The following is a 22,374-nucleotide window of genomic DNA, read 5'->3' as shown; positions in this document are numbered from 1 at the left end:
AATTTATGAAACAACCAACCTTAACCATTCTTTTTCTTTTCTTCTCATTCTACCTGTTCTCACAATCACCTTTTAACTCCGTCGACCTAAACGTTACCAAAGGTGACCTCGAAACAAACATTTACCCAAATGATACAACTGCCAATGCCTTGATGCTTTATGAGTATGGCAAAAGCTACGTGAACAAAAATACTTATAAGCTAAACACTGAAATCACCAAAAAAATTAAAATACTTAACAAGAAAGGATTTGGCAATGCAACAATAACTATTCATTTATACAACGATAAATCCAACCAAGAAGATATCAAAAACATTCAAGCTACAGTATATAATTTGGAAAACGGGAAAGTTACCAAAGTAAAACTTAAAAAAAATGAGGTTTTCAGGGAAACCTATGATGAACACAATACTTTGGTGAAATTTACCTTTCCAAATATTAAAGAAGGTTCTGTTATCACTTACAGTTATACCCTTACCTCTCCTTATATGTTTAAGTATAAATCATGGGAGTTTCAAGGAGATATTCCAAAGCTTTACAGTGAGTATGAAACTAGTATTCCAGGTAATTGGGAGTATAATATAAAACTTGTGGGATCCCAAAAATTGGTAAAAAACGATTCCCATATTGAGCCTAATTGTCTCAGTGGTGCTCGAGGCGCCTATTCGGGTTGTGCAGTAAGCACTTATGCCATGGAAAATATCCCTGCCTTTGTTGAAGAAGACTACATGACCACTAAAGAAAATTATTTGGCTAGAATTGACTACGAGCTAAAAACATTCAAGGGATTTGATGGCTCTATTAATAATTATACTAAATCTTGGAAAACAGTTGATCACGAACTAAAAACAGACAAAGATATAGGAAGGCAGTTCCTTAAAAACAGTGGATTAAGTGATGAAATGACGAATCTTTTGTCTGGAATTGATTCGCCTTTAGATAAAGCTCTACTTATTTATAAATATGTTCAAGAGAATTTTCGATGGAATAAAAAATATAATCTTTTCAAGGATGTATCTGTCAAAGATTTGATTAAAAACAAAAGTGGTTGTGTTTCTGAAATCAACATTTTACTTCATAACCTCTTAAATGAACAAGGCATTGATGCTAAACCTGTGCTTTTGTCTACTAGAGGCAATGGATTTGTCACTAAACTATACCCTGTCCTATCCGATTTTAACTATTTAATTGTACAAGTCAATATTGGCCGTGAGAGCTTTTTGCTGGATGCTACAGATGAATTCTTGGATTTTGGAGAAATACCATTCAAATGTTTAAATAGAGATGGACGACTTTTAGATTTTGATAAAGGAAGTGAATGGATAGAAATTTCCCCTAGAAAAAATTCTGTTATAGTACAAAGTCTAGACCTGAAACTTGACACCGACAATGTTTTATCTGGCAATATTAACCTAAGGTCTACTGGTTACCACGCACTACCTAACAAGAAAAAATTCCATAGTAACAGAGACGATTACTATGATAGCTACTTCAAAAAATTTGAAGATATCGAAATAATAAACCATGAGGTAACAACCCAAAACAAATCGGATTACGAATTTTTAGAAAATTTGGAAATTTCATATCCACTCAACGAATCAGGCAACAAAATTTATATCAATCCATTTTTGCTAAAATTCTTCTCACAAAATCCTTTTAAACTGCAAGAGCGAAACTACCCTATCGACTTTGGTTTTAATGATTCCTTTATGTATAAACTACAAATACAAGTGGCAGATGATTTAGATATCTTAGAAATCCCTGAAAATTTCACAATCTCATTACCCAACAATACAGGTACCCTAATATTCAATTCTAAAAAAGAAGACAACAATGTTATGCTTTACCTCAAATTTGATTTTAAGGAATCTATTTACGGTCCTGAGTATTATAAAAGCCTAAAAGTTTTCTTTGGAAAAATTGTTGACATACAACACAACTCCCTGATTGTATTGGAGAAAAAATCCTAAATCTTTTAGTACTTTTGGATTAATGAGCAACCAAAAATCAAATAAAAACTGGAAAACTCAGCTTCATGAAATCATTTATGAAGCTGATACTCCTGCTGGAAAGTTATTTGATATTATTTTGTTCTTTGCCATACTTGCCAGTATTATTTTGGTGATGTTGGAAAGCGTAAAGAGAATTGACAATCGCTATCATGACTTTTTAAACATCTCAGAATGGATCATTACCATTCTATTCACCATTGAATACATTGCCCGAATTATTTCAGTAAAAAAACCCATTAGGTATATTACCAGCTTTTATGGAATAATAGATTTACTTTCTACCATACCAAAATACTTGTCACTTATTTTTGCAGGAACCCATGCCTTGATTGCTTTACGAGCCTTGAGACTTTTGCGGGTATTTAGAGTATTGAAGTTGGCCAGATTTTTAGGCGCCTCCAATAATTTGGTCAACGCCCTTAAAGCCAGTAGAGCAAAAATTGCTGTGTTTTTATTCGCGGTGCTTATTATTTCCATTATTTTGGGAACCATAATGTATCTAGTAGAAGGTGAAGAAAATGGGTTTTCAAATATTCCCAAAAGTGTGTATTGGTGTATCGTAACCTTAACCACCGTAGGGTTTGGAGACATTGCACCACAAACACCCTTAGGGCAATTTATAGCGTCTTTAGTTATGATTTTGGGTTACGGAATCATCGCGGTGCCTACAGGAATTGTCTCTGCAGAATACACCAACCAAAGCAAGTCTTCAAATAAAATAACAAAAGACGATACCGTACATGTGAATACGCAAAGTTGCTCCAATTGTTTAGCCGAAAAACATCAAGATGAAGCAAAGTATTGTTATAACTGCGGAAGCGAATTACACCATGACTAAATATCTTATTTCTATAGTTGGACCAACAGCCATAGGAAAAACAGCCTTAAGCATACAACTAGCCCAACATTTTAACACCGAAATAATTTCTGCAGATTCCAGACAATTTTTCAAGGAAATGCAAATAGGCACCGCTGCCCCTTCTCCAGAAGAATTGGCTGCTGCGCCCCATCATTTCATTCACCATAAATCAATTGAAACCGATTATAATGTTGGAGCCTTCGAAAGAGATGCCATAGAATGTCTAGATGTATTGTTTAAAACCCATGATGTGGTGATTATGGTAGGTGGTTCTGGACTATATGTAGATGCCGTGACCAAAGGACTGGATGATTTCCCAGACCTAGACCCTAAAATTAGAGAAGGACTAAATGAAACTTTAGAAACCGAAGGACTTGGCGTTTTGCAAAACCAATTAAAGGAACTCGATCCAGAATCCTACAATCGTATCGCGATTGATAACCCGCATAGAGTGATACGTGCTTTGGAAGTTTCTATTGGAACAGGAAAACCGTATGCTTCTTATTTAAACCAAAAGGAAAGCAAGCGTCCATTCAAAACTATTACTGTTGGTTTGACTGCCGATCGTGAAATCGTTTATGAAAGAATCAACAAACGAGTAGATATCATGATGGAAAGTGGCCTTCTTGAAGAAGCCAAAGCTTTGTTACCCAACCAGCACTTAAATGCCCTCAATACCGTAGGTTACAAAGAATTGTTTGAATATTTCAATGGCAATTGGACTTTGAATTTTGCTGTCTCGGAAATAAAAAAGAACTCCAGACGCTTTGCCAAGCGCCAATTTACATGGTTCAAAAAAAATGAAAACATCCTTTGGTTTAACTATACAACACCTTTGAAAACCATCATAAACGACATCACAAAACTAGTTGAAAAACAATAAATTAAAATAAACTTAAGATTATAGCTGTAATCCGTTTATTAACCCTACCTTTGGCCCTTTATTAAATTAATTTATATTATGAGTAAAGGTACAGTAAAGTTCTTCAACGACTCAAAAGGTTTTGGGTTTATCGTTGAAGAAGGGACCAACAAAGAACATTTTGTACACATTTCTGGTTTAGAGGATGAGATTCGCGAAGGAGATGAGGTAGAATTTGATCTAACCGAAGGAAGAAAAGGATTGAACGCAGTAAACGTAAAAGTTATCTAATATTCACCCATTTTTTTAAGTAAAAAGCCTATCAAAAATTGATAGGCTTTTTTATTATTGGAAGATGAAGAATTAAGCGCTTTGGTTCACTACCAATCTAAACCCTTCTCCATGTATATTTAAAATCTCTACGTTTTCATCTGGTTTTAAATATTTACGAAGCTTGGCAATGTAAACATCCATACTACGAGAGGTAAAATAGTTATCGTCTCTCCAAATTTTTGTCAAGGCCAATTCCCTAGGCATCAAATCGTTTTCATGAAGCGCCAACATACGTAACAATTCATTTTCTTTTGGTGACAATTTGATAGGTTCCCCGCCGTCAAATCGCAAGAATCTCAATTTGGAGTTTAAATCGAATCTACCTATTTTGAACTCAAACTGTTTGCTATCTGTAACTGTTTCGGTAGCCTTACGTTGCATGATGGCCTTAATTTTCATAAGCAATACCTCACTGTCGAAAGGTTTGTTCAAATAATCATCGGCTCCTACTTTATACCCTTTCAAAACATCTTCCTTCATTGCTTTGGCAGTTAGAAAAATGATTGGAACTTCAGTGTTTTTCTCTCTAATTTCCTTAGCCAAGGTAAACCCATCCTTGTAAGGCATCATGACATCTAGGATACACAAATCAAAATCGTCCTTCTTGAATTTTTCAAAACCTTCCATCCCATTTTTAGCATGAACAACATCGTAATCGTTCATGGTTAAATAGTCCTTTAATACCGTTCCAAAATTTGGGTCATCCTCAACAAGGAGAATTTTTTTATTTTGTTCTTCCATAATTTATGATATTAACGGTAGTTTAATTGTAAATACACTACCTTTTCCTTTTTCGCTTTCTACTGATATATGACCGTGATGGTCTTCTACTATTCGTTTTACATAGGCCAAACCTAAACCATGGCCCTTAACATTATGCACGTTTCCGGTGTGTTCTCTATAGAATTTTTCAAATATTTTTCGCTGAACCTGCTTGGACATTCCGTTACCTTGATCGGCAATTTTTAATAAAATATTGTTCCCTACATTCTCTGTATACACATCGATTTTTGGTTCGTCGTCTGAATATTTTATAGCATTGTCCAAAATGTTAACGATAACATTTGTAAAATGACTTTCGTTGGCTAAGATTGAAGATTTCGTGGCGTCCAAATGTGTTTTCACGTAGCCTTTTCTATCTTCTACAATTAGCTCTACATGGGTAATAGCATCTTCTATTAAGTCGTGTAGTTTTACCCGGTCCTTACTAATGTTCAATTCGTTCTTTTCAAGCTTTGAAATCCGAAGCACATTTTCTACCTGTGCATGCATCCGCTTGTTTTCATCCTTGATCATTTTTAAGTAACGCTTTACCTTCTCTTTGTCCTCAATAACCTTTGGATTTTTAATGGCATCCAAAGCCAGATTAATGGTTGCAATGGGCGTTTTGAACTCATGGGTCATGTTATTGATAAAATCTGTCTTGATTTGCGAAATCTTGCGCTGTTTTATCAATTGGTAAATGGCATTTGAGTACGCAATAATGATAATTAATGTAAACACTACCGACAGCACAATGGCCTTAATAATGGTAGAAAACAAAAACTTTCTACGGTCTGGAAAGTTTACATACAACCTATAATCATTTTGATTGTCATTTCCCGAATAGACCGAAATCCCATAAGTGGAAGCCTTGTCCAACTCAAAATTTTCTGATTGTACCTTTGTGGCCAGATCCTTATCGTAAATGGCAAACTCAAAATCGATGCCAATACCATCTTCCTTTAATTGATAATTCAAAAGCTTTGCTACTTCTTCCGAAGACACCCTTTTATAAATTGGAAAATTCTTGTAGGTATCCCTATAACTATCTTCCATGATTTTTTTTGTAACCTCGGGTAACTCCGAATACTCTCTGTAAGTGCGCTCTGGGTTTACGTTTAAATCTCCTCCATTCCCCAAAGCTGTGTTACTATATATCTTAGTTTCACGTTCACTAAACAAACGACTGATGCTGACACTATCTACTCCTAAATCAAAGAACACCGATGGCACCTTAAAGCTTTCCTCTAAAACTGTGTTTCTGTAAATTATGGTTTCATCTCTTTCATTATCCTGAGTTTTCACCAAAATTTCCCTAATGGTACTCGTATCTGCCTTAGCATCATGTCTTCTAATTTGGTTAAGAGCCTTTTTAGTATAATCTTCAAGCTCTCTGTCTTCCAAATTTTTTGATACCAAGCTTAAAGCATGCTTTACGTTTCTTTCAAATTGCTTTTCTTCAATCTCAACCGAATTTTTGATAAAAAACGCTTGCACTAAAATTATACCAATGAGTGAGACACTCATTAAAATCACCAATAAGACGAATAGCTTTCTGCCCATCGTTCAAATTTAACATTTTAACATTTATTAGATATCCGCTTTAACCTTACATTAACAAAAATGTTAAAATCAGGGTTCTTTTCCTACAGAAAGCAGGGTTTCATGAAGTTTTATCACCTGATTATGAGTAGCTTCTAACTTATCATTAACAATAATGTAGTCTGCCAATTTGAGTTTTTCGTCATCACTAAATTGGTTGTCCATGATGGCTTGTATTTTTTCTCGGGAAGTATCTTCTCGCTTTAAAAGGCGCTCTATTCGCTGATTGGTACCTGCAATCACCAAAATAACCGCATCGTACTCCTTTTCCATATGCTGCTCAAAAATAATCGCCGCTTCCTTAATTACATAAGGAGAAGATTGCTCTGCCAACCATTCTTTAAAATGTTTGGCCACTTCTGGATGCACAATGGCATTCATAGCTTCCAACAAGGCTTTATTGTTGAAAATGGCATCTGCTATAAAGGGTCTATTAAGTTCTCCGTTCACATAGGCCTGTTCTCCAAAAAGTACTTTTAATTTACGCTGAAGCTCAGGCGAAGTTGCCATAATCCTTTTGGCCTCCATGTCTGCCGTATATACTGGAATCCCTAAACTTCTAAACATATTGGCCACAGTACTTTTACCGCTTCCTATGCCACCCGTAACTCCTATAACCTTCATACAACCGTTAATTATCTAATTAATTGATATTCAGAATATAAATTTATCATTTTACAACGATAAACTCAACTTTATTTTGCTTGATTCTTGTACTTTTTGCCGCTTCAGGTACAGAAGTTAGTTTTGGAGTCATGGTATTTTTCTCTGTTTCCGCTATTTCCTTGTAATCGCAAACCACTTTAAAATCAGAAGCTTTTATTTCATTGAACCTGTTCAAAGGCACATAATACAAGACGGTTACTGCTTTGGGGAAATAGTTTAGCGTTAACCTTTTGGGAACATTGATCATTGTAACGGGCACTTCTATAGCACCTTCCGTAAATTTTACAACTTCAGAAGAGACAGTCACCTTAGGTGTTGAAAGTTTCAACTCCCCATCCATTTTCGGAATTTTGATTGAAATTGGCATTGTAAAACTTGCATTCACATCCTTTAAAGCCAAAGGTTCTGTTGATAGTTCCATAATTCCATTCACAATGTTTTCTGGCCCTATAACGGTTACTGAATCTGGCTCAACCACCAACTTCTCCAACACATCATAGCCCACAGTATAGGAAATATTGGCATCCAACTTAATTGGGACTTTTTTGGTATCCAAAGTCTCAAAATAAAAATTCAAGGTATCGGGCTTTACAGAAAGCATCTCCACTTTTTGTCCTAACATAGATTTAATCTTATGCGAAGATTTGCTTGCAATCCATGAATAATGGTCTTCGTTATAATACAAATCTGATTCAAAATCTATTTTAACAGGACGATTGAAGAAGATTAAAGGTAAAAGATTGAATCCGTTGGAAGATATCACAGCATTAATTTTTTGCTTTTTCTTCTCAAGCAAGACTTTATTTTCAGGCACCTTTTCAAAAGACACATTAAAAGCAACTGTTTCGGTATACTTTCCAGAAAGCTTGCCAATAATCAAAAACAAAAACGACAACAGAAGAAAAAAGCCAAAGACATTGAGCTTTTTGTTTCTTATTGATTCTAACAGTTTTGATCTTAATTTATTCAGCATGTTTAAAAAATAAATGAGGAAAAGCCGCTTCTGGCGTTTTTCCCAGCACCTTCAATGCAATGGTAGATTTTAGAAATCCATAACCATATCCAAAAAACTGAACCGCTATAGCATACATTGATTTTAGAGCTACTTCCAAACTCTTCGTTTCAAAAAGGGCTAAAAGAAATGCTATGAAAAAATACGCCAGATAAGCCAAAATTCCAAAACTATAGCCAAAAAGCCACAAAATAACAGCTCCAACAAATCCTAACATAAACAAAGTAGGGAACCAATAAGTAAGCTTTGATGTTTTTGGATGCCATGAATTTAAAATCGGTCTTACTAAACCAAACTTATGAACTTGAGTATAAAACTTAGACCAAGAGATTCGTCGTTTATGATATACAAAAGCATCCTCTATTAATGCGGTTTGAAACCCTAAATCTGTCAATCTAATTGAAAGATCTGGATCTTCACCGGGATGAATAACTCCAAATCCACCAGAAGCCTCAAATGCTTCTTTGGAAATTCCCATATTGAAACTTCTAGGCTGGAACTTTCCAACCTGTTTCTTCCCTCCTCTAATACCTCCAGTGGATATAAAAGATGTCATCGCAAAATTGATAGCCTTTTGTAGTGGCATAAACGACAAATGTGCCGTATCTGGCCCGCCAAAACAATCCACGTAATTATTTTGCACATAAGCAAAAACCTCTTTTAAATATTGGGGAGGCAGGACACAATCGGAATCTAAAATGATAAAATAATTGCCCTTAGCCCGTTCCATTCCATAATTACGGGAATCGCCTGGTCCCGAGTTAGACTTGAAAAAATATGTTATATCTAAAGAATTAGCATAACGCTCAACTTCCGGTTTACAATCGATAGAGGAGCCATCCTCTACGATCACAATCTCAAAAGGATCAGGGTATTCTAACTTGGAAAAACTCTCCAATAATTCAGCAACCTCATCAGGTCTGTTGTATACAGGTACAACAAATGAAAAAGACAGTGTATTCATACGATACAAATGTAACCAAAGAAAATATAATACATCCCTCAAGGGAGATTTATAAAATAATTGAAATCTATTTTTCCAATATTATAGTCTACAAAACAGGTTTCTTAATTTAAGATTCATAAATTCTAATTCTAATAAATAATAAAAAAAAGGCGCTAAATAGCGCCCTTTCATTAATATATATTTTCTTTCTCTATTGCTCCTTTACAAAAGCCTCCATCACTTCGGCACTCACACCCATGTTACTAAAGCCTCCATCGTTGTATAAGTTTTGTAAGGTCACACGACGTGTTAAATCACTAAACATAGCCACAGTATAGTTGGCACAATCTAGAGCGGTTGCATTTCCTAGTGGCGACATTTTATCGGCATAGGCGATAAATCCGTCAAATCCTTTTACGCCTTGTCCTGCAGTAGTAGGAGTTGGAGATTGTGAAATAGTGTTTACTCTAACCTTTTTGTCTTTTCCGAAGAAATACCCAAAGCTTCTTGCAATACTTTCCAAATACGCTTTGTTATCAGCCATATCATTATAATCTGGGAATACACGCTGAGCTGCCATATAAGAAAGGGCTACAATACTTCCCCATTCACTCATGGCATCATTTTTATAAAGCACTTGCATTACCTTATGAAAAGATACTGCAGATACATCCCATCCTTTATGAGTGAAATCGTAGTTTTGGTTTGTATAGTGATTTCCTTTACGCACGTTAACCGACATACCAATCGAGTGCAATACGAAATCAATTTTACCTCCCAAGATTTCCATTGACTTGGCTACTAGATTTTCTAAATCCTCTAAATTGGTTGCATCGGCAGGAATAATTTCAGAACCTGTTTTTTCAGCCAACTCTTTAATTTGTCCCATGCGCATTGCAATAGGTGCATTGGTCAACACAAAGGTTCCTCCTTCTTCGTGAACACGCTCTGCGGTTTTCCAAGCAATTGAATTCTCATCCAATGCTCCAAAAATAATCCCTCGTTTTCCTTTTAATAAATTATATGACATGGTATTTATTATTTAGTCAATTGTTGTTTTTGGTTTTGTGGGGCAAAGATACTATTAAAATGAGAATTTCCTCTAATTCAATAATTGTTTTGCATGTTCTAATGCTGAATTGGATACATCTATGCCTCCTAACATTTGTGCGATCTCCACAATACGTTCATCATGGGTCAATCGTTTTAATTGTGTTTGGGTTACCTCATCAATATCGGTTTTAAACACTTTATAATGTGCATCTCCCTTTGCAGCTACTTGAGGCAAATGTGTAATGGTAAACACCTGCATGGTTTTACTCATTTCTTGCATAAGCACTCCCATTTTATCTGATATTTCACCAGAAACCCCTGTATCTATCTCATCAAACATAATCGTTGGTAATTGCTGATATTTACTCAAAATAGACTTAATCGCCAACATAATTCGGGAAAGCTCTCCTCCAGACGCCGCTTTTTTAAGTTCGTTAAATTGTCCTCCTTTGTTTGCCGAAAACAAAAACTCCAAATCGTCCTTACCGTTATTATAAAACTGTTTGGACAATTCAAGTCCTATTTGGAATCTTGCATTTGGCATTCCCAAAACAGACAATAGCTTTTCCAATTGTTTCTGAAGTTCAGGAATTGCTGTATTTCTGCTTTTGTGAATTTTAAGAGCAAGTTCATTTAAATCCTTTTCGATAACTTTCTGTTCTTGCTCCTTTTTAGAAATGACATCGTCCAAATTTTGGGTGATATTCACCTTTTCCTTTAAATCATCCCTTATGGCAATCAACTCCCCTACATTTTCAGCAACATGCTTTTGCATCAAGTTATGAATCAACTGCAACTTAGTATTCACTACGCCCAATCTTTCTGGATCTGCCTCCAACTGATCTTGTAAGCGCTCTATTTCAACAAAAACATCATCCAGTTCAATGACCGTGCTATTGACTCTTTCAAACAACGATTCATAGTTTTTGGAGTAAGAAGACAACCTAGATAATTGATTTTTAATTTCTGTCAAACTTGGAATTACCCCAACAGTTTCATCACTCAACAAACCATGCGAACTTCCTAAACGTTCACTGATTTCCTCAATATTGTTAAGGGTTTCGTATTCTTCTTCCAAAGCCTCCATTTCACCATCAATTAAATTGGCCTTTTCCAATTCTTCCAACAAAAATAAATTGTAGTCCAACTCTTTGGCTGCCTCAATTTTTTGTTGGTTTAAATCATTCAACTCACGTTGAACGCCTTTATAGGCTTTCAGCTTCTTGCCATACTCAAGAATCAACTCTTGATTTTTGGCCAAAGCATCTATGACTTGAAATTGAAATGAATCATCCGTTAACTGAAGCGTTTGGTGCTGCGAATGGATATCCAATAGATACACTCCCAAAGTCTGAAGGTTCCCAAGAGTTACTGGGGTATCATTGATAAATGCCCTAGATTTCCCAGAAGGCAAAATTTCCCTTCTAATTATAGTTTGAGGCTCGTAATCTAAATCCTCCGATTTAAAAAGAGCTTTCAAATTATAATTGGTGATATCGAAAGTGGCCTCGATTACACATTTTTTGGATTCATCTTTAATGCTGCCCAAATCGGCTCTTTTTCCCAAAATCAACGAAAGCCCTCCTAAAAGGATGGACTTTCCCGCACCAGTTTCACCGGTAATTATAGATAAGCCATTATTGAATGTCACATTAAGTTCATCAATCAGGGCATAGTTTTTTATTGAAAGATTTGTAAGCAAACGGAAATGTTTAAAATTAAACTATCAACTGAAATCGAGTATGACCACAAAGGATCAATAACTTATGTTACGCCATTTTGAGGCGTAGGTTGGTGCAATTCTATTAAGAGAAGATACCACGTTGGTGATATTCACATTAGGTCCATCACTAAAAATTTCTTCAATCTCATCAGACTTGGCATCGAAAAACACACGCATCAAGAAGGAATTGGGTCTTTTGTTATGTAGCTTTTCCAAAGTCCCAATGGCAGTGGCAATCTCCTGCTTTCCTTTTTTAGGGTTTTCATGCATCACGTCCAAGCCATTTCTGTGGTAATTGTACATTACCTCCCTGAATTGTTCAAAAGTTGGAGACATTAAGTTATCGATCAACACAAAACGGGATTGCGTACCATCTTCAAGTTTCCATCCCTTGAAGTTTTCCTGTTGTGAATAGTTTAAAATGGTTTGTGCCTGTTTAAAATACTCGTCGCCCCCATTAAGTTCAAATGTATCGGCATCCATCCCCAAAATCATGTAGATATGATAGGTCAAAACCGAAACCAAGTTGGATTCATACTGATTTGGATTGAATACCAAATTTTGGAATTCCAAATACTGAAACGTAAAGTTTCTATCATTAAAATTATAAACTGGCGTACTATACGTTGAATTGAATACAGGTCTTGAAGATTGTACTTGTATGGAAGCCTGAAACACATCGGTATCATAATCTGCAATGGTGATAATCATGCTACAGTTAATGCGTTCCTGAGGTTTAAAGTCCTTGTTGGTCCAAGTAGTATTGTTGACAAACTCTGTTAATTGTCGCTCCAAAGTTCTAAACACCTGAACGTTTTCGTTTCCTGTTTTTTGCGCATTAACCACTAAATTACAATTGAGTTCCTGGGCATAACCAGACACAAAAAAGGCAACAAAAGTAATTACAAAAAAGACTCTATGCATTGAGTTGTTTAATTATTAGGTTCATTAAATCGCCTGCCACTTCGGCCTTCGATTTCAAGTCTTGACTCAAGACTTCGTTTGTATTGGTAATAAAAGTAACTTTATTTGTGGAAACCCCAAAACCTGCACCTTCGTCATTCAGGGAATTTAGTACTATGACATCTAAATTCTTGGATTCCAACTTGCCTTTGGCATGTTCCAACTCGTTGTGGGTTTCCAAAGCAAAACCAACCAAGAATTGATTCTTTTTGATTTTCCCCAAAGATGCCAAAATATCTTGAGTACGTTCCAACTCTATACTAAACGTATCGGCTTTCTTTTTTATTTTTTTATCGGCTACATATTTTGGACGATAATCGGCCACTGCAGCAGACAAAATTGCAATGTCCACATCTTTAAAATAGTTGTGAACCTCAGTGTACATTTCTGCGGCACTGAAAATTTTTATAAGTTTTATAAATTGATGGTTGACCGTTTCATGTGTTGGTCCTGAAATTAAAATCACCTCAGCGCCCAAATTGGCCGCAGATTTTGCAATTTCAAAGCCCATTTTCCCACTAGAATGGTTACCAATGAATCTTACAGGGTCAATAGCTTCATAAGTAGGACCTGCTGTAATAAGCATCTTTTTCCCCTTCAAAGGCAAACCTTCCAAAATATCCCTTTCAATGAAATCCACAATATTTTCTGGTTCTGCCATACGCCCCTCTCCTACCAAACCACTGGCCAGCTCTCCGCTAGTAGCAGGAATCATAATATTCCCAAAACTATTCAACAAATCGAAAGAGCGTCGTGTAGTAGGGTGTTTGTACATATCCAAATCCATTGCTGGCGCAAAATACACAGGACACTTGGCAGACAGATAAGTTGCCATAAGCAAATTGTCGCAGACACCATTGGCCATTTTAGCCATGGTATTGGCCGTAGCTGGAGCAATAAGCAAGAAATCTGCCCACAGCCCTAATTCTACGTGATTATTCCAAACAGCATCATCTTCATCATGGGTAAATGATGAATACACAGGATTTTTGGATAAAGTTGAAAGGGTTAAAGGTGTAATGAAGTCTTTAGAAGCAGGCGTCATGACGACCTTTACGTCTGCGCCTGCTTTTATAAATAACCTAACAAGGTTTGCCGTTTTATAAGCGGCAATACCAGCAGTAATGCCTAGAAGTACCTTTTTGCCACTTAATACCGACATTATTTAATTTATGCCTGAGTTTCGTCCTCAGTGTTTCTGAAGTAGATTTTATCGTCAAGCCATTCTTGAACTGACAAAGCGTGAGGCTTAGGCAATTTCTCATAGAATTTAGAAACCTCTATCTGCTCTTTGTTTTCAAAGATTTCCTCCAAGCTATCATTATAGGTGGCAAACTCATCAAGTTTGTCAACTAGTTCTCTACGGATATCAGTGTTAATTTGTTCTGCTCTCTTTGCAATAACAGAAATAGCCTCATAGATATTTCCTGTTGGCTCATCTATTTCATTTCTGTCGTAAGTAACTGTACTTACCGGAGCATTGGTTTTCTTTAAATCCATCGTATTTATAAATTAACTTTTTGTTTCAAATTTATTTAATTCCGCCGTCAATTCGTCGTTCATTTTATTGGCTTGTTCGGCAAATTTAGAATCCGAATAATACTTGATAAACGAATTGTAATAACCTTGAGCCGTCAATAATCGGGCTTCTTTTTTATACTGCATACTGTTTACAGCCAAACGGTGAGCCGAGTCCAAACGATAGAACATGGCCTCTTCCCTAAACGTACTTCCTGGATATTCCAATAAGAAATTATCAAACGACTTGATGGCCGCCTCATAATCTGAAGCATCATAATAGGCTATTTGGTTATATTGTTTCGCAATTTCAAAGGCCTTTCTTTCTAATTTATAATCCAATTCTTTTACCATTGTGTTTACTTCTGGCAAATATTCTGAATCTGGATATTTACTTAAAAATATTTGAAGCTTGTCCAAAGCCTGAACAGTTTCCTTTTGTTCTTTACTGTAAACAGGAGACAACATGTAGTAGCTTCTTGCAGAAAGAAACGATGCCTCTTCAGCCTTTTCACTTCTCGGATATGCTGTTTCAAACCGTTCAAATTGATAGCCCGATAGGTGATAATCGCCCATTTCATAGTATGTTTTAGCATACATGTAGGTTAGTTTTTCTGCCTGTGGCTTTCCTCGATACTGAGGCATGATCTGTGCAAATAAACGGTTTGCCTTACCGTACTTCCCTTGCTCATAAAGCTCAGTTCCTACGCGAAACTTTTCAGCAATATCTTCCGACTTCAGTGCTTTTTGAAATTCACTACAAGAGGTTAGCGAAAGTACCAGTAAAAATGTATAAAAAATGTTCTTCATAAAATGTAAACAGAATGCAAAAGTAATTATTTATAACTTATTATAAAAACAAAAGTTACACACGAAAATAACGGTTGCAAACTCTTTTACTAAGTCTTTAAGTTAACTTTAACGTTTGTCTGCTTAGTCCAAATTTGCGATAAAATTCTTAATTTTTTGCTTCAACTCTTCAGTTGCAGGCACCAACGGCAAACGTACGGCATCATTTGCAAGACCTAAAGCTTCAAATACAGCCTTGATTCCTGCAGGATTATTTTCAGCAAAAATGTAACCAACAATATCCATAAGTTTAAAGTGAATATCATAAGCCTCTTTAGCTTTACCTTCCAAACCAAGTTTGATCATTTTAGCAAACTGCTTTGGCAATCCCTGACCAATCACAGAGATAACTCCTGCTCCACCAGCCAATACAACCGCTAAAGCTAAATCATCATCTCCTGAAATAATCAAGAAATCTTCTGGCTTATCCTTTAACAATTTTAAATATTGCCCCATGTTGTTACCAGCTTCCTTAACGGCCACAATATTTTTAAAATCATTTGCCAAACGTAAAGTTGTTTCTGGCAACATGTTTGAAGCAGTTCTTCCTGGTACGTTATACAAAATAATGTCTACAGGACAAGCCTCTGAAATAGCCTTAAAGTGTTGGTAAATTCCCTCTTGGGTAGGCTTGCTATAGTATGGAGACACCGAAAGAACTGCATCTATTTGAGACAAATCAGTTGCCTTGATTTCTTCAATAACGTTGGCAGTGTTGTTTCCTCCAATTCCCAATACCAAAGGCAATCTTCCGTTGTTAGCCTCTACGATGGTAGCTATGATAGCCTTCTTCTCTTCCTTAGTAATAGTCACGCTTTCACCAGTTGTACCGCTTATTACCAAATAATCGGTTCCATTCTCTACATTGTAGTTTACAATGTTTTTCAACGCTTCGTGATCTACGGACAAATCTTCATTAAATGGCGTAATCAATGCCACTCCTGTCCCATAAAATTTAGTCATTATATTTTATTTAGTACTGTTAGATATTTATGTAATTCTCTTTTAAACAGTGAAAACTCTTTTGGGTGCACATCAAGAATCAAGTCGTACAACCTATCATCTATTCCCGAGAGTCCCACTTTAAAACGTGCCTTGGATTGTGCTGTGATAATATTGAGTTCCATACGGTCCTCTTTGTAATAACTTATCAAGGCATCAAAATCTGTATCAAGAAACGCTTTCAGGTCGCCATTTTTTATGGCTCCTTTCCATCCAAAGTCCTTGGGTGTTACGTTAACGCCCCAAAGGGTCTCTGGCGCCAACTTCTCATCGGCTACAAAGGCAATGATTTTTAATCGATTCTGTTTCACTCCCAAATCATCAAAAAATCTTTGGAAATTCTCAAAATCAGTAAATTCATTTAAATTCAAAATCACCCCAACCGAATCAATCTTTTTATTGCCAGCCTCTATACTCCTAGAATTTAACAATTTATTGATGTAATTTTGGTATGATTTTTCCTTAAATGCCTTTAAAATCATTTATCTTTATAATTTTTGCAAATGTAGTAAAAGTCACTACATGTTTTGTTAACTTTTCTTAAGAATCTAAATGAATCCAAAACATCTTTTTTTTGTTTTAACAGTTCTCGTTTTCTTCTCTTGCAACCAAACAAAGCACCTCTATAAAATTGAAGGGAAACAGATTTCAATTACAGATAGTTTACCCTCTAATTCAGAAATAGATAGCTTTATCAAACCTTACCATGACCACCTCAACCAAAGCTTGGACAGTGTTTTGTCGTATTCGGCAGGCACTTATACAAAAGAAGACTCCCCATTCAATACAGCAATAGGTAATTTTATGGCCGATGCCATTTACGAACAGTCCAACCCCATTTTTAAAAAACGTACAGGAAAAGACATTGATTTTGTAATGTTGAACCATGGGAGCATTCGTTCAATTCTATCCAAAGGCAATATTACCATTAGAACCGCTTATGAACTGATGCCTTTTGAAAACACTGTTGTTGTAGCAGCTATCAAGGGAGACCAAATCAAAGAACTCTTGAAATACCTAACCGTAAGTAGTAAGGCCCACCCAATTTCAAAATTGAAAGTGACGGTGGATAAGGATTTCAATATTGTTTCCGCCGCTGTCCAAGGCCAACCTATTGACTACAACGAAACGTATTATGTCCTCACCAACAACTACCTGTATAACGGAGGGGACCACATGACATTCTTCCAACCAAACGACACTGTTTACTCTCTGGATTACAAAGTTAGAAATGCCCTGCTGGATTATTTCATAAAAACAGACACCATTAGAGCCGCCATTGACGATCGTTACATGCAAATAGAATAAGCACTCCATTTTTCCGTTTAAAAAATAACATAGAGAATCATGAAACGAAGAGATTTTTTACAACAAACAGCAGTAGCAACTTCATTGGTTGGTCTAGGTGGTTTGGGATTGCAGTCCTTTAAAGAACCTACAAAAAAAATCACCATTCTTCATACCAACGATGTCCATAGTCATATTGATCCATTTAGTCCTCAGGATGGCATGCATCCCAATAAAGGAGGCGTTGCAAGAAGAGCTAGTTTGATAGAAGCCATTAAAAAGGAAAATCCGAACACACTGCTATTTGATGCCGGTGATATTTTTCAAGGAACCCCCTATTTCAATTATTACGGTGGTGAATTGGAATTCAAATTGATGAGCATGTTACAATACGATGCCGCCACGCTTGGAAATCACGATTTCGACAATGGTATCGAAGGGCTTTACGCTCAATTACCTCATGCCAAATTCGATTTTTTGTCTGCCAATTATGATTTCAAGAACACCATTATGGACACACACACCAAACCTTATAAAGTGTTTGTAAAAGATGGTATTAAAATTGGAGTATTTGGTTTAGGAATAGAACTTCATGGTCTTGTTGAAAAAAACCTATATAAAGAAACAGTGTTTTTGGATCCTGTGGAAACCACTCAGGACATGACAAGAATTTTGAAAGAAAAGGAGAAATGCGACCTTATCATTTGTCTCTCCCACCTTGGTTATCATTACGGAAAAAGTTCAAAAATTAGTGATCTGGAATTAGCAAAATCCACAAAAAACATCGATTTAATTATCGGAGGACACACCCACACTTTCTTGAAGAAACCAACCGTAACCAAAAATATTGAAGGCAAAAATATGTTGGTGAACCAAGTAGGCTGTTACGGCATCAATTTAGGTCGAATAGACTTTTATTTTGACAGTTTCAACAACAAATCTGCTGATGGTACTTCTATAATAGTATAATCTATACTGTAGCGTGTTCAGAAGAAGTAGAAGATAGGGATTCTTTATTCACAGAATACCTAACTGCTTTTCTATGATGATTACTCACATAGGCCAGCAAAAATACCAAGGCAGCGAGATGCAATGCTATCGCAAACACTTCAAACACCCAAAAATACACGTATAATTCGCATATGTATTTTAATACATCCCCAAAAGCAAAACATGCCACAGTAACTAATAAGATAATAGATTGCTTGCTTTCTCTACTCAAATAAAGGGCAAAAGCCAAAAAGACCAAAAGCACAATAGCCAATCCTCTACCCGCGTACAGCCACAAGCTTATATCGTCTACAAAACTATTTTTGACAGCCCCATAGAGGATATACAACAGATAGGCATTAAACATAAAAATAAGTCCTAAATAAACCGAAACAACTCCCTCAAACCGAACTTTTCGAAATTGACTTATCAGAACACCCAACAACAAGATATAACTTCCCACATAGGCCATTTCAGATAATTGATGGGTGAGTTCATTTTTGTGAAATACAGTGAATACGTCTCCTAAAAAGGAACAAAGAAATACGGTAAGGAAAATGTTGGCCATATATTTCATTCTAGTAAAATACAAAGTCAACAAAACCGGAATCACTACAATTTTTGCTATCCTATCCAACATTAAATCATCCTGAATTACCGCAAGCACCTGTAGGGCAAACAAAGTACTAAATACAATAACCAAGGACTTATTGGACATCATTTTATGCCAAAATTCCATAACTAAATTTTATAAGTAGGTCATACAAATATATGTATTTTGTCAGTATTTTTTTGCATTTCATCGATTTTAAGAAATTTTCAATAAAAAATAAAGATGTATGCAAAATCAACAACACACCAACCCATAACACTTACAAACCAATGAACGCAAAAGTAAATCTCAAGGTTTCACAGAGCAGACAAAACTATTTTATAAAGAAATCTAGTGAAGATTAAGAATTGGCAATCTGCATTCTTTCCGAATATACCAATCTCGATTGAAGATAAAAAAATACAAAGGCCAATACCAAGAACACCGAAGAAATTACATTTAAAATATTCGTTTCAGAAATATAGAAATACGCCAATTGAATCACTTCTGAAAAGACAATACAAATAGAGCCTATTAAAAAATTCATGGATTTTTTATCATCCTTATGGATATAATTCAGTAACGCCAGAGTCAACAACAACATGATTACGGCATTATAAATAAACTCCAAAACATAAGGATAGACACCAAGCTCGCTTTTTGTAGTGTTAGTTACAATTACCACACAAAAGCAATCTAAAATAAACAGTATAAGAACGTGGAAAGGTAATTTTGCCGCAACTTCACGAATTTTAATAGATTGAAGCAATTTGGCCACCAAAAATAAATAAGACAGAATATACAGTCCGTTTCCTAGATAGTAGTAAACATCAAAATCCCCTTCTTTTAAGTTATAATCCCAAGTAAAAAAATTAAAGATATCAGAAAGCGTGTAAGCCAATAAAAACAAAAAGAAGAAATTACGCTTGTTCTTAACGCTAACTACATACAAAAAGCTTAACAAGATTAACATTAGAGTCCTCACCCCCATTGCATAATATTCATACTGAAGCAATTGAAGGCCAATAAATCCTAAACTAAAAACCGTTAATATTGCGATTAAAATATTCCTTTTCAGCATAAACTTGCTCGATTGGTCTTTGCCAAATGTAACACAATAAATACAATTCAACGTTAAAAAATGTATTTAATCGATAAAAGAATACATTTTGTAGGATTTTACATAACCATTTGCAAAAATTCACTTTCCGAAATAATCGCTAAATTCAATTGCTCTGCTTTAGTACGTTTACTTGGCCCCATTTTATCGCCCGCAACAAGATAACTTGTTTTGGAAGATATTGAAGATGAAACCTTTCCACCGTTATCCTCTATAAGTTTTTTAAGTTCATCCCTGGAAACGGTTTCAAAAACTCCAGACACCACAAAAGTGAGATTTTTCAACTTATCGGTTTGTTCAGCCAATTTTTCAGCTGAAATCTCCAATTGGACGCCAAAATTCTTTAACCGTTCAACGATGTTTATATTAGCCCCGTCCTCAAAAAAGGCTAGAACACTTTCGGCTATTTTCACCCCAATTTCATCCACATTCACCAAATCTTCCAGTGAAGCAGCCTTTAAATTATCTATAGACTTGTAATGTTTTGCCAATTTTTTAGCTACGGTTTCTCCAACATATCTAATTCCCAAAGCATACAAAACTCTTTCAAAAGGAATCTGTTTGGAAGCCTCAATACCGTTCAACAAATTATCCGCACTTTTATCAGCCATTCTTTCCAAAGGAAGAATTTGCTCTTTTGTAAGCTCATACAAATCGGAATAATTATCTATCAAACCACCATTTACTAACAAGGCAACCGTTTCGCCTCCCATGCCTTCAATATCCATGGCCTTTCTGGAAATATAATGCTGAATACGTCCAATAATCTGCGGTTTACAGCCGTTGTAATTAGGACAGTAATGTTGCGCTTCGCCTTCTTGTCTCACCAATTCGGTGTCACATTCTGGGCAATGGGTAATATATTGGGTAGCTTGAGAATCGATTGGTCGTTTACTCAAATCGACCGCAATAATTTTTGGAATAATTTCCCCCCCTTTTTCTACAAAAACTTCATCGCCTACTCTAATATCCAATTTTTCAATTTGATCGGCATTATGCAAGGAAGCCCTTTTCACAATAGTTCCAGCCAACTCCACAGGATCCAAATTGGCAACAGGCGTAATAGCCCCCGTACGGCCAACTTGATAGGTTATACTGTTCAATCTAGTTGAAACTTGTTCGGCCTTAAACTTATATGCTATGGCCCACCTAGGTGCTTTAGCCGTGTAGCCCAGTTCCTCTTGGTGGTACAAATCATTGACCTTAATTACAACTCCATCTGTTTCATAAGGCAACTCAAATCTTTTCGTATCCCAATACCCAATAAACTCCAAAACCTCTTCAATAGAATTCGCCAAATGCGCCGTATTCGGCACTTTAAAGCCCCAAGATCTGGCCTTGTCTAAACATTCATATTGAGTTGCAATATCTAAGTTAGGCCCAATCACAGTATACAATAGACATTCCAAAGGGCGCTTTGCAACCTCCGCACTGTCCTGCAATTTCAAACTCCCTGAGGCTGTATTTCTAGGGTTTCTGTAAGGCTCTTCACCAATTTCAATACGTTCTTCATTCATTTTGTTGAAACCCTCAAACGGCAATACAATCTCTCCTCTAATATCAAATTTTGGAGGGTAATCCCCATTCAATTGCAAAGGAACCGACTTAATGGTTTTGATATTAGTGGTTACATCATCCCCTTGAAAACCATCTCCACGAGTAACCGCTTTTTGTAACTTTCCATCTTCATAAGTCAAACTTATGGAAGCTCCATCATATTTGAGCTCACAGGTATAAGATATATCACCATCCACCAACTTTTTAATACGCGCTTCCCAGTCCAATAAATCTTCTTTGGAATAGGAATTGTCCAATGAATACATTCTGTATTCATGCGCAACTGTTTCAAAATTCTTGGTAACAGCTCCTCCTACTCTTAAAGTAGGCGAACTGCTGTCATAATATTCAGGGTATTTGGCTTCCAACTCCTGCAATTCCTTCAACTTCATATCAAAATCATAATCACTTATGGTTGGATTGTCCAATACGTAGTAATTATAATTATGCTTTCTAAGCTCTTCTCTTAAGGCAGTAATGTGTTGTAGAATATCCATTTAAAAACTTATGAAGATGTATGAATTTTGGTTTAATTTCAGGGTTCCAAGATACTAAAATGCCCCTGACGGCATATTTGTTTTTTGAGTTTTATATTAACAGAAGAATTAGATAAAGTTTCGTATTAAAACCCAAAGAGTTGTTTTAAAAAATAGAAAATTTTGAATG

At 35.9% G+C, this 22,374-nt stretch carries 22 protein-coding genes; 6 read left to right on the top strand and 16 right to left on the bottom strand.

Annotation, left to right across the window (positions count from 1 at the left end; translation table 11 throughout):
* Window positions 1-5 precede the first annotated feature (5 nt).
* The 4 genes from ZA06_RS11340 (at window position 6) to ZA06_RS11325 (ending at window position 4,024) form a co-directional block, all read left to right on the top strand.
* Window positions 6-1,970 carry a DUF3857 domain-containing protein gene (locus ZA06_RS11340; RefSeq protein ID WP_053977596.1) on the top strand — a complete coding sequence of 655 codons (1,965 nt, stop codon included), beginning with the start codon at window positions 6-8 and terminating at the stop codon, window positions 1,968-1,970.
* A gap of 22 nt (window positions 1,971-1,992) precedes the next feature.
* On the top strand, window positions 1,993-2,850 hold the full coding sequence (locus ZA06_RS11335) for an ion transporter (RefSeq protein ID WP_053978066.1): 858 nt from the start codon (window positions 1,993-1,995) through the stop codon (window positions 2,848-2,850).
* Window positions 2,801-3,754, top strand: coding sequence for a tRNA (adenosine(37)-N6)-dimethylallyltransferase MiaA (gene miaA, locus ZA06_RS11330; RefSeq protein WP_240472245.1), 954 nt, complete (start codon window positions 2,801-2,803; stop codon window positions 3,752-3,754). Before ZA06_RS11335 ends, miaA begins: the two co-directional genes overlap by 50 nt.
* Before the next feature lie 78 nt (window positions 3,755-3,832).
* Window positions 3,833-4,024 (top strand): cold-shock protein, encoded by a 192-nt coding sequence (locus ZA06_RS11325; RefSeq protein ID WP_053977594.1) that lies wholly within the window; start codon window positions 3,833-3,835, stop codon window positions 4,022-4,024.
* A 72-nt stretch (window positions 4,025-4,096) separates the two neighbouring features.
* Here ZA06_RS11325 and ZA06_RS11320 read toward each other — a convergent pair whose 3' ends face one another.
* The 13 genes from ZA06_RS11320 to ZA06_RS11260 all read right to left on the bottom strand — a co-directional run bounded on the left by ZA06_RS11320 (window position 4,097) and on the right by ZA06_RS11260 (window position 16,644).
* Complete coding sequence (locus tag ZA06_RS11320; protein WP_053977593.1) at window positions 4,097-4,807, bottom strand: response regulator transcription factor; 711 nt, start codon at window positions 4,805-4,807, stop codon at window positions 4,097-4,099.
* A 3-nt stretch (window positions 4,808-4,810) separates the two neighbouring features.
* On the bottom strand, window positions 4,811-6,391 hold the full coding sequence (locus ZA06_RS11315) for a sensor histidine kinase (RefSeq protein WP_053977592.1): 1,581 nt from the start codon (window positions 6,389-6,391) through the stop codon (window positions 4,811-4,813).
* 69 nt (window positions 6,392-6,460) lie between these two features.
* Window positions 6,461-7,054, bottom strand: a complete 594-nt coding sequence (gene coaE / locus ZA06_RS11310) for a dephospho-CoA kinase (protein ID WP_053977591.1) — start codon at window positions 7,052-7,054, stop codon at window positions 6,461-6,463.
* A 46-nt stretch (window positions 7,055-7,100) separates the two neighbouring features.
* Entirely contained in the window at window positions 7,101-8,069 is a 969-nt protein-coding gene (locus ZA06_RS11305; protein WP_053977590.1) for a CdaR family protein, read from the bottom strand.
* Complete coding sequence (locus ZA06_RS11300; RefSeq protein WP_053977589.1) at window positions 8,059-9,072, bottom strand: glycosyltransferase; 1,014 nt, start codon at window positions 9,070-9,072, stop codon at window positions 8,059-8,061. The genes ZA06_RS11305 and ZA06_RS11300 overlap by 11 nt, the downstream gene beginning before the upstream one ends.
* 193 nt (window positions 9,073-9,265) lie before the next feature.
* Window positions 9,266-10,084, bottom strand: coding sequence for an enoyl-ACP reductase FabI (locus ZA06_RS11295; RefSeq protein ID WP_053977588.1), 819 nt, complete (start codon window positions 10,082-10,084; stop codon window positions 9,266-9,268).
* 72 nt (window positions 10,085-10,156) lie between these two features.
* Complete coding sequence (gene recN / locus ZA06_RS11290) at window positions 10,157-11,809, bottom strand: DNA repair protein RecN (protein WP_053977587.1); 1,653 nt, start codon at window positions 11,807-11,809, stop codon at window positions 10,157-10,159.
* Between the two features lie 54 nt (window positions 11,810-11,863).
* The gene (porD, locus tag ZA06_RS11285; protein WP_053977586.1) at window positions 11,864-12,754 is read right to left on the bottom strand and encodes a type IX secretion system protein PorD; all 891 of its coding nucleotides are present in this window, start codon (window positions 12,752-12,754) and stop codon (window positions 11,864-11,866) included.
* Complete coding sequence (gene coaBC, locus ZA06_RS11280) at window positions 12,747-13,955, bottom strand: bifunctional phosphopantothenoylcysteine decarboxylase/phosphopantothenate--cysteine ligase CoaBC (RefSeq protein WP_053977585.1); 1,209 nt, start codon at window positions 13,953-13,955, stop codon at window positions 12,747-12,749. Before coaBC ends, porD begins: the two co-directional genes overlap by 8 nt.
* Window positions 13,956-13,963: 8 nt before the next feature.
* Window positions 13,964-14,293 (bottom strand): DNA-directed RNA polymerase subunit omega, encoded by a 330-nt coding sequence (locus ZA06_RS11275; RefSeq protein ID WP_053977584.1) that lies wholly within the window; start codon window positions 14,291-14,293, stop codon window positions 13,964-13,966.
* A gap of 12 nt (window positions 14,294-14,305) precedes the next feature.
* Window positions 14,306-15,121, bottom strand: coding sequence for an outer membrane protein assembly factor BamD (locus ZA06_RS11270; protein ID WP_053977583.1), 816 nt, complete (start codon window positions 15,119-15,121; stop codon window positions 14,306-14,308).
* Window positions 15,122-15,244: 123 nt separating this feature from the next.
* Window positions 15,245-16,123, bottom strand: coding sequence for a 4-hydroxy-tetrahydrodipicolinate synthase (dapA, locus tag ZA06_RS11265; protein WP_053977582.1), 879 nt, complete (start codon window positions 16,121-16,123; stop codon window positions 15,245-15,247).
* Window positions 16,123-16,644: a DUF6913 domain-containing protein gene (locus ZA06_RS11260; RefSeq protein WP_053977581.1), complete on the bottom strand. Its 522-nt coding sequence runs from the start codon at window positions 16,642-16,644 to the stop codon at window positions 16,123-16,125. The genes dapA and ZA06_RS11260 overlap by 1 nt, the downstream gene beginning before the upstream one ends.
* Window positions 16,645-16,714: 70 nt before the next feature.
* On the opposite strand from ZA06_RS11260, the gene ZA06_RS11255 reads away from it, so the two are divergent.
* Both ZA06_RS11255 and ZA06_RS11250 read left to right on the top strand, forming a co-directional pair.
* Window positions 16,715-17,470 (top strand): 5'-nucleotidase C-terminal domain-containing protein, encoded by a 756-nt coding sequence (locus ZA06_RS11255; RefSeq protein ID WP_053977580.1) that lies wholly within the window; start codon window positions 16,715-16,717, stop codon window positions 17,468-17,470.
* A gap of 39 nt (window positions 17,471-17,509) precedes the next feature.
* Window positions 17,510-18,418 (top strand): bifunctional metallophosphatase/5'-nucleotidase, encoded by a 909-nt coding sequence (locus ZA06_RS11250; protein ID WP_053977579.1) that lies wholly within the window; start codon window positions 17,510-17,512, stop codon window positions 18,416-18,418.
* Between the two features lies 1 nt (window position 18,419).
* On the opposite strand, the gene ZA06_RS11245 is transcribed toward ZA06_RS11250, so the two are convergent.
* The 3 genes from ZA06_RS11245 to ligA all read right to left on the bottom strand — a co-directional run bounded on the left by ZA06_RS11245 (window position 18,420) and on the right by ligA (window position 22,205).
* Window positions 18,420-19,178, bottom strand: coding sequence for a hypothetical protein (locus tag ZA06_RS11245; protein WP_053977578.1), 759 nt, complete (start codon window positions 19,176-19,178; stop codon window positions 18,420-18,422).
* Window positions 19,179-19,392: 214 nt separating this feature from the next.
* Entirely contained in the window at window positions 19,393-20,112 is a 720-nt protein-coding gene (locus ZA06_RS11235) for a hypothetical protein (RefSeq protein WP_053977576.1), read from the bottom strand.
* 98 nt (window positions 20,113-20,210) lie between these two features.
* Window positions 20,211-22,205: an NAD-dependent DNA ligase LigA gene (gene ligA / locus ZA06_RS11230; protein WP_053977575.1), complete on the bottom strand. Its 1,995-nt coding sequence runs from the start codon at window positions 22,203-22,205 to the stop codon at window positions 20,211-20,213.
* Window positions 22,206-22,374 lie beyond the last annotated feature (169 nt).

The organism is Mangrovimonas xylaniphaga, from assembly GCF_001280435.1.
GTDB classification, from domain to species: Bacteria; Bacteroidota; Bacteroidia; order Flavobacteriales; family Flavobacteriaceae; genus Mangrovimonas_A; species Mangrovimonas_A xylaniphaga.
Note: the sequence above shows the minus strand (reverse complement) of the source record. Positions and strands in the feature narration are given on the sequence as shown.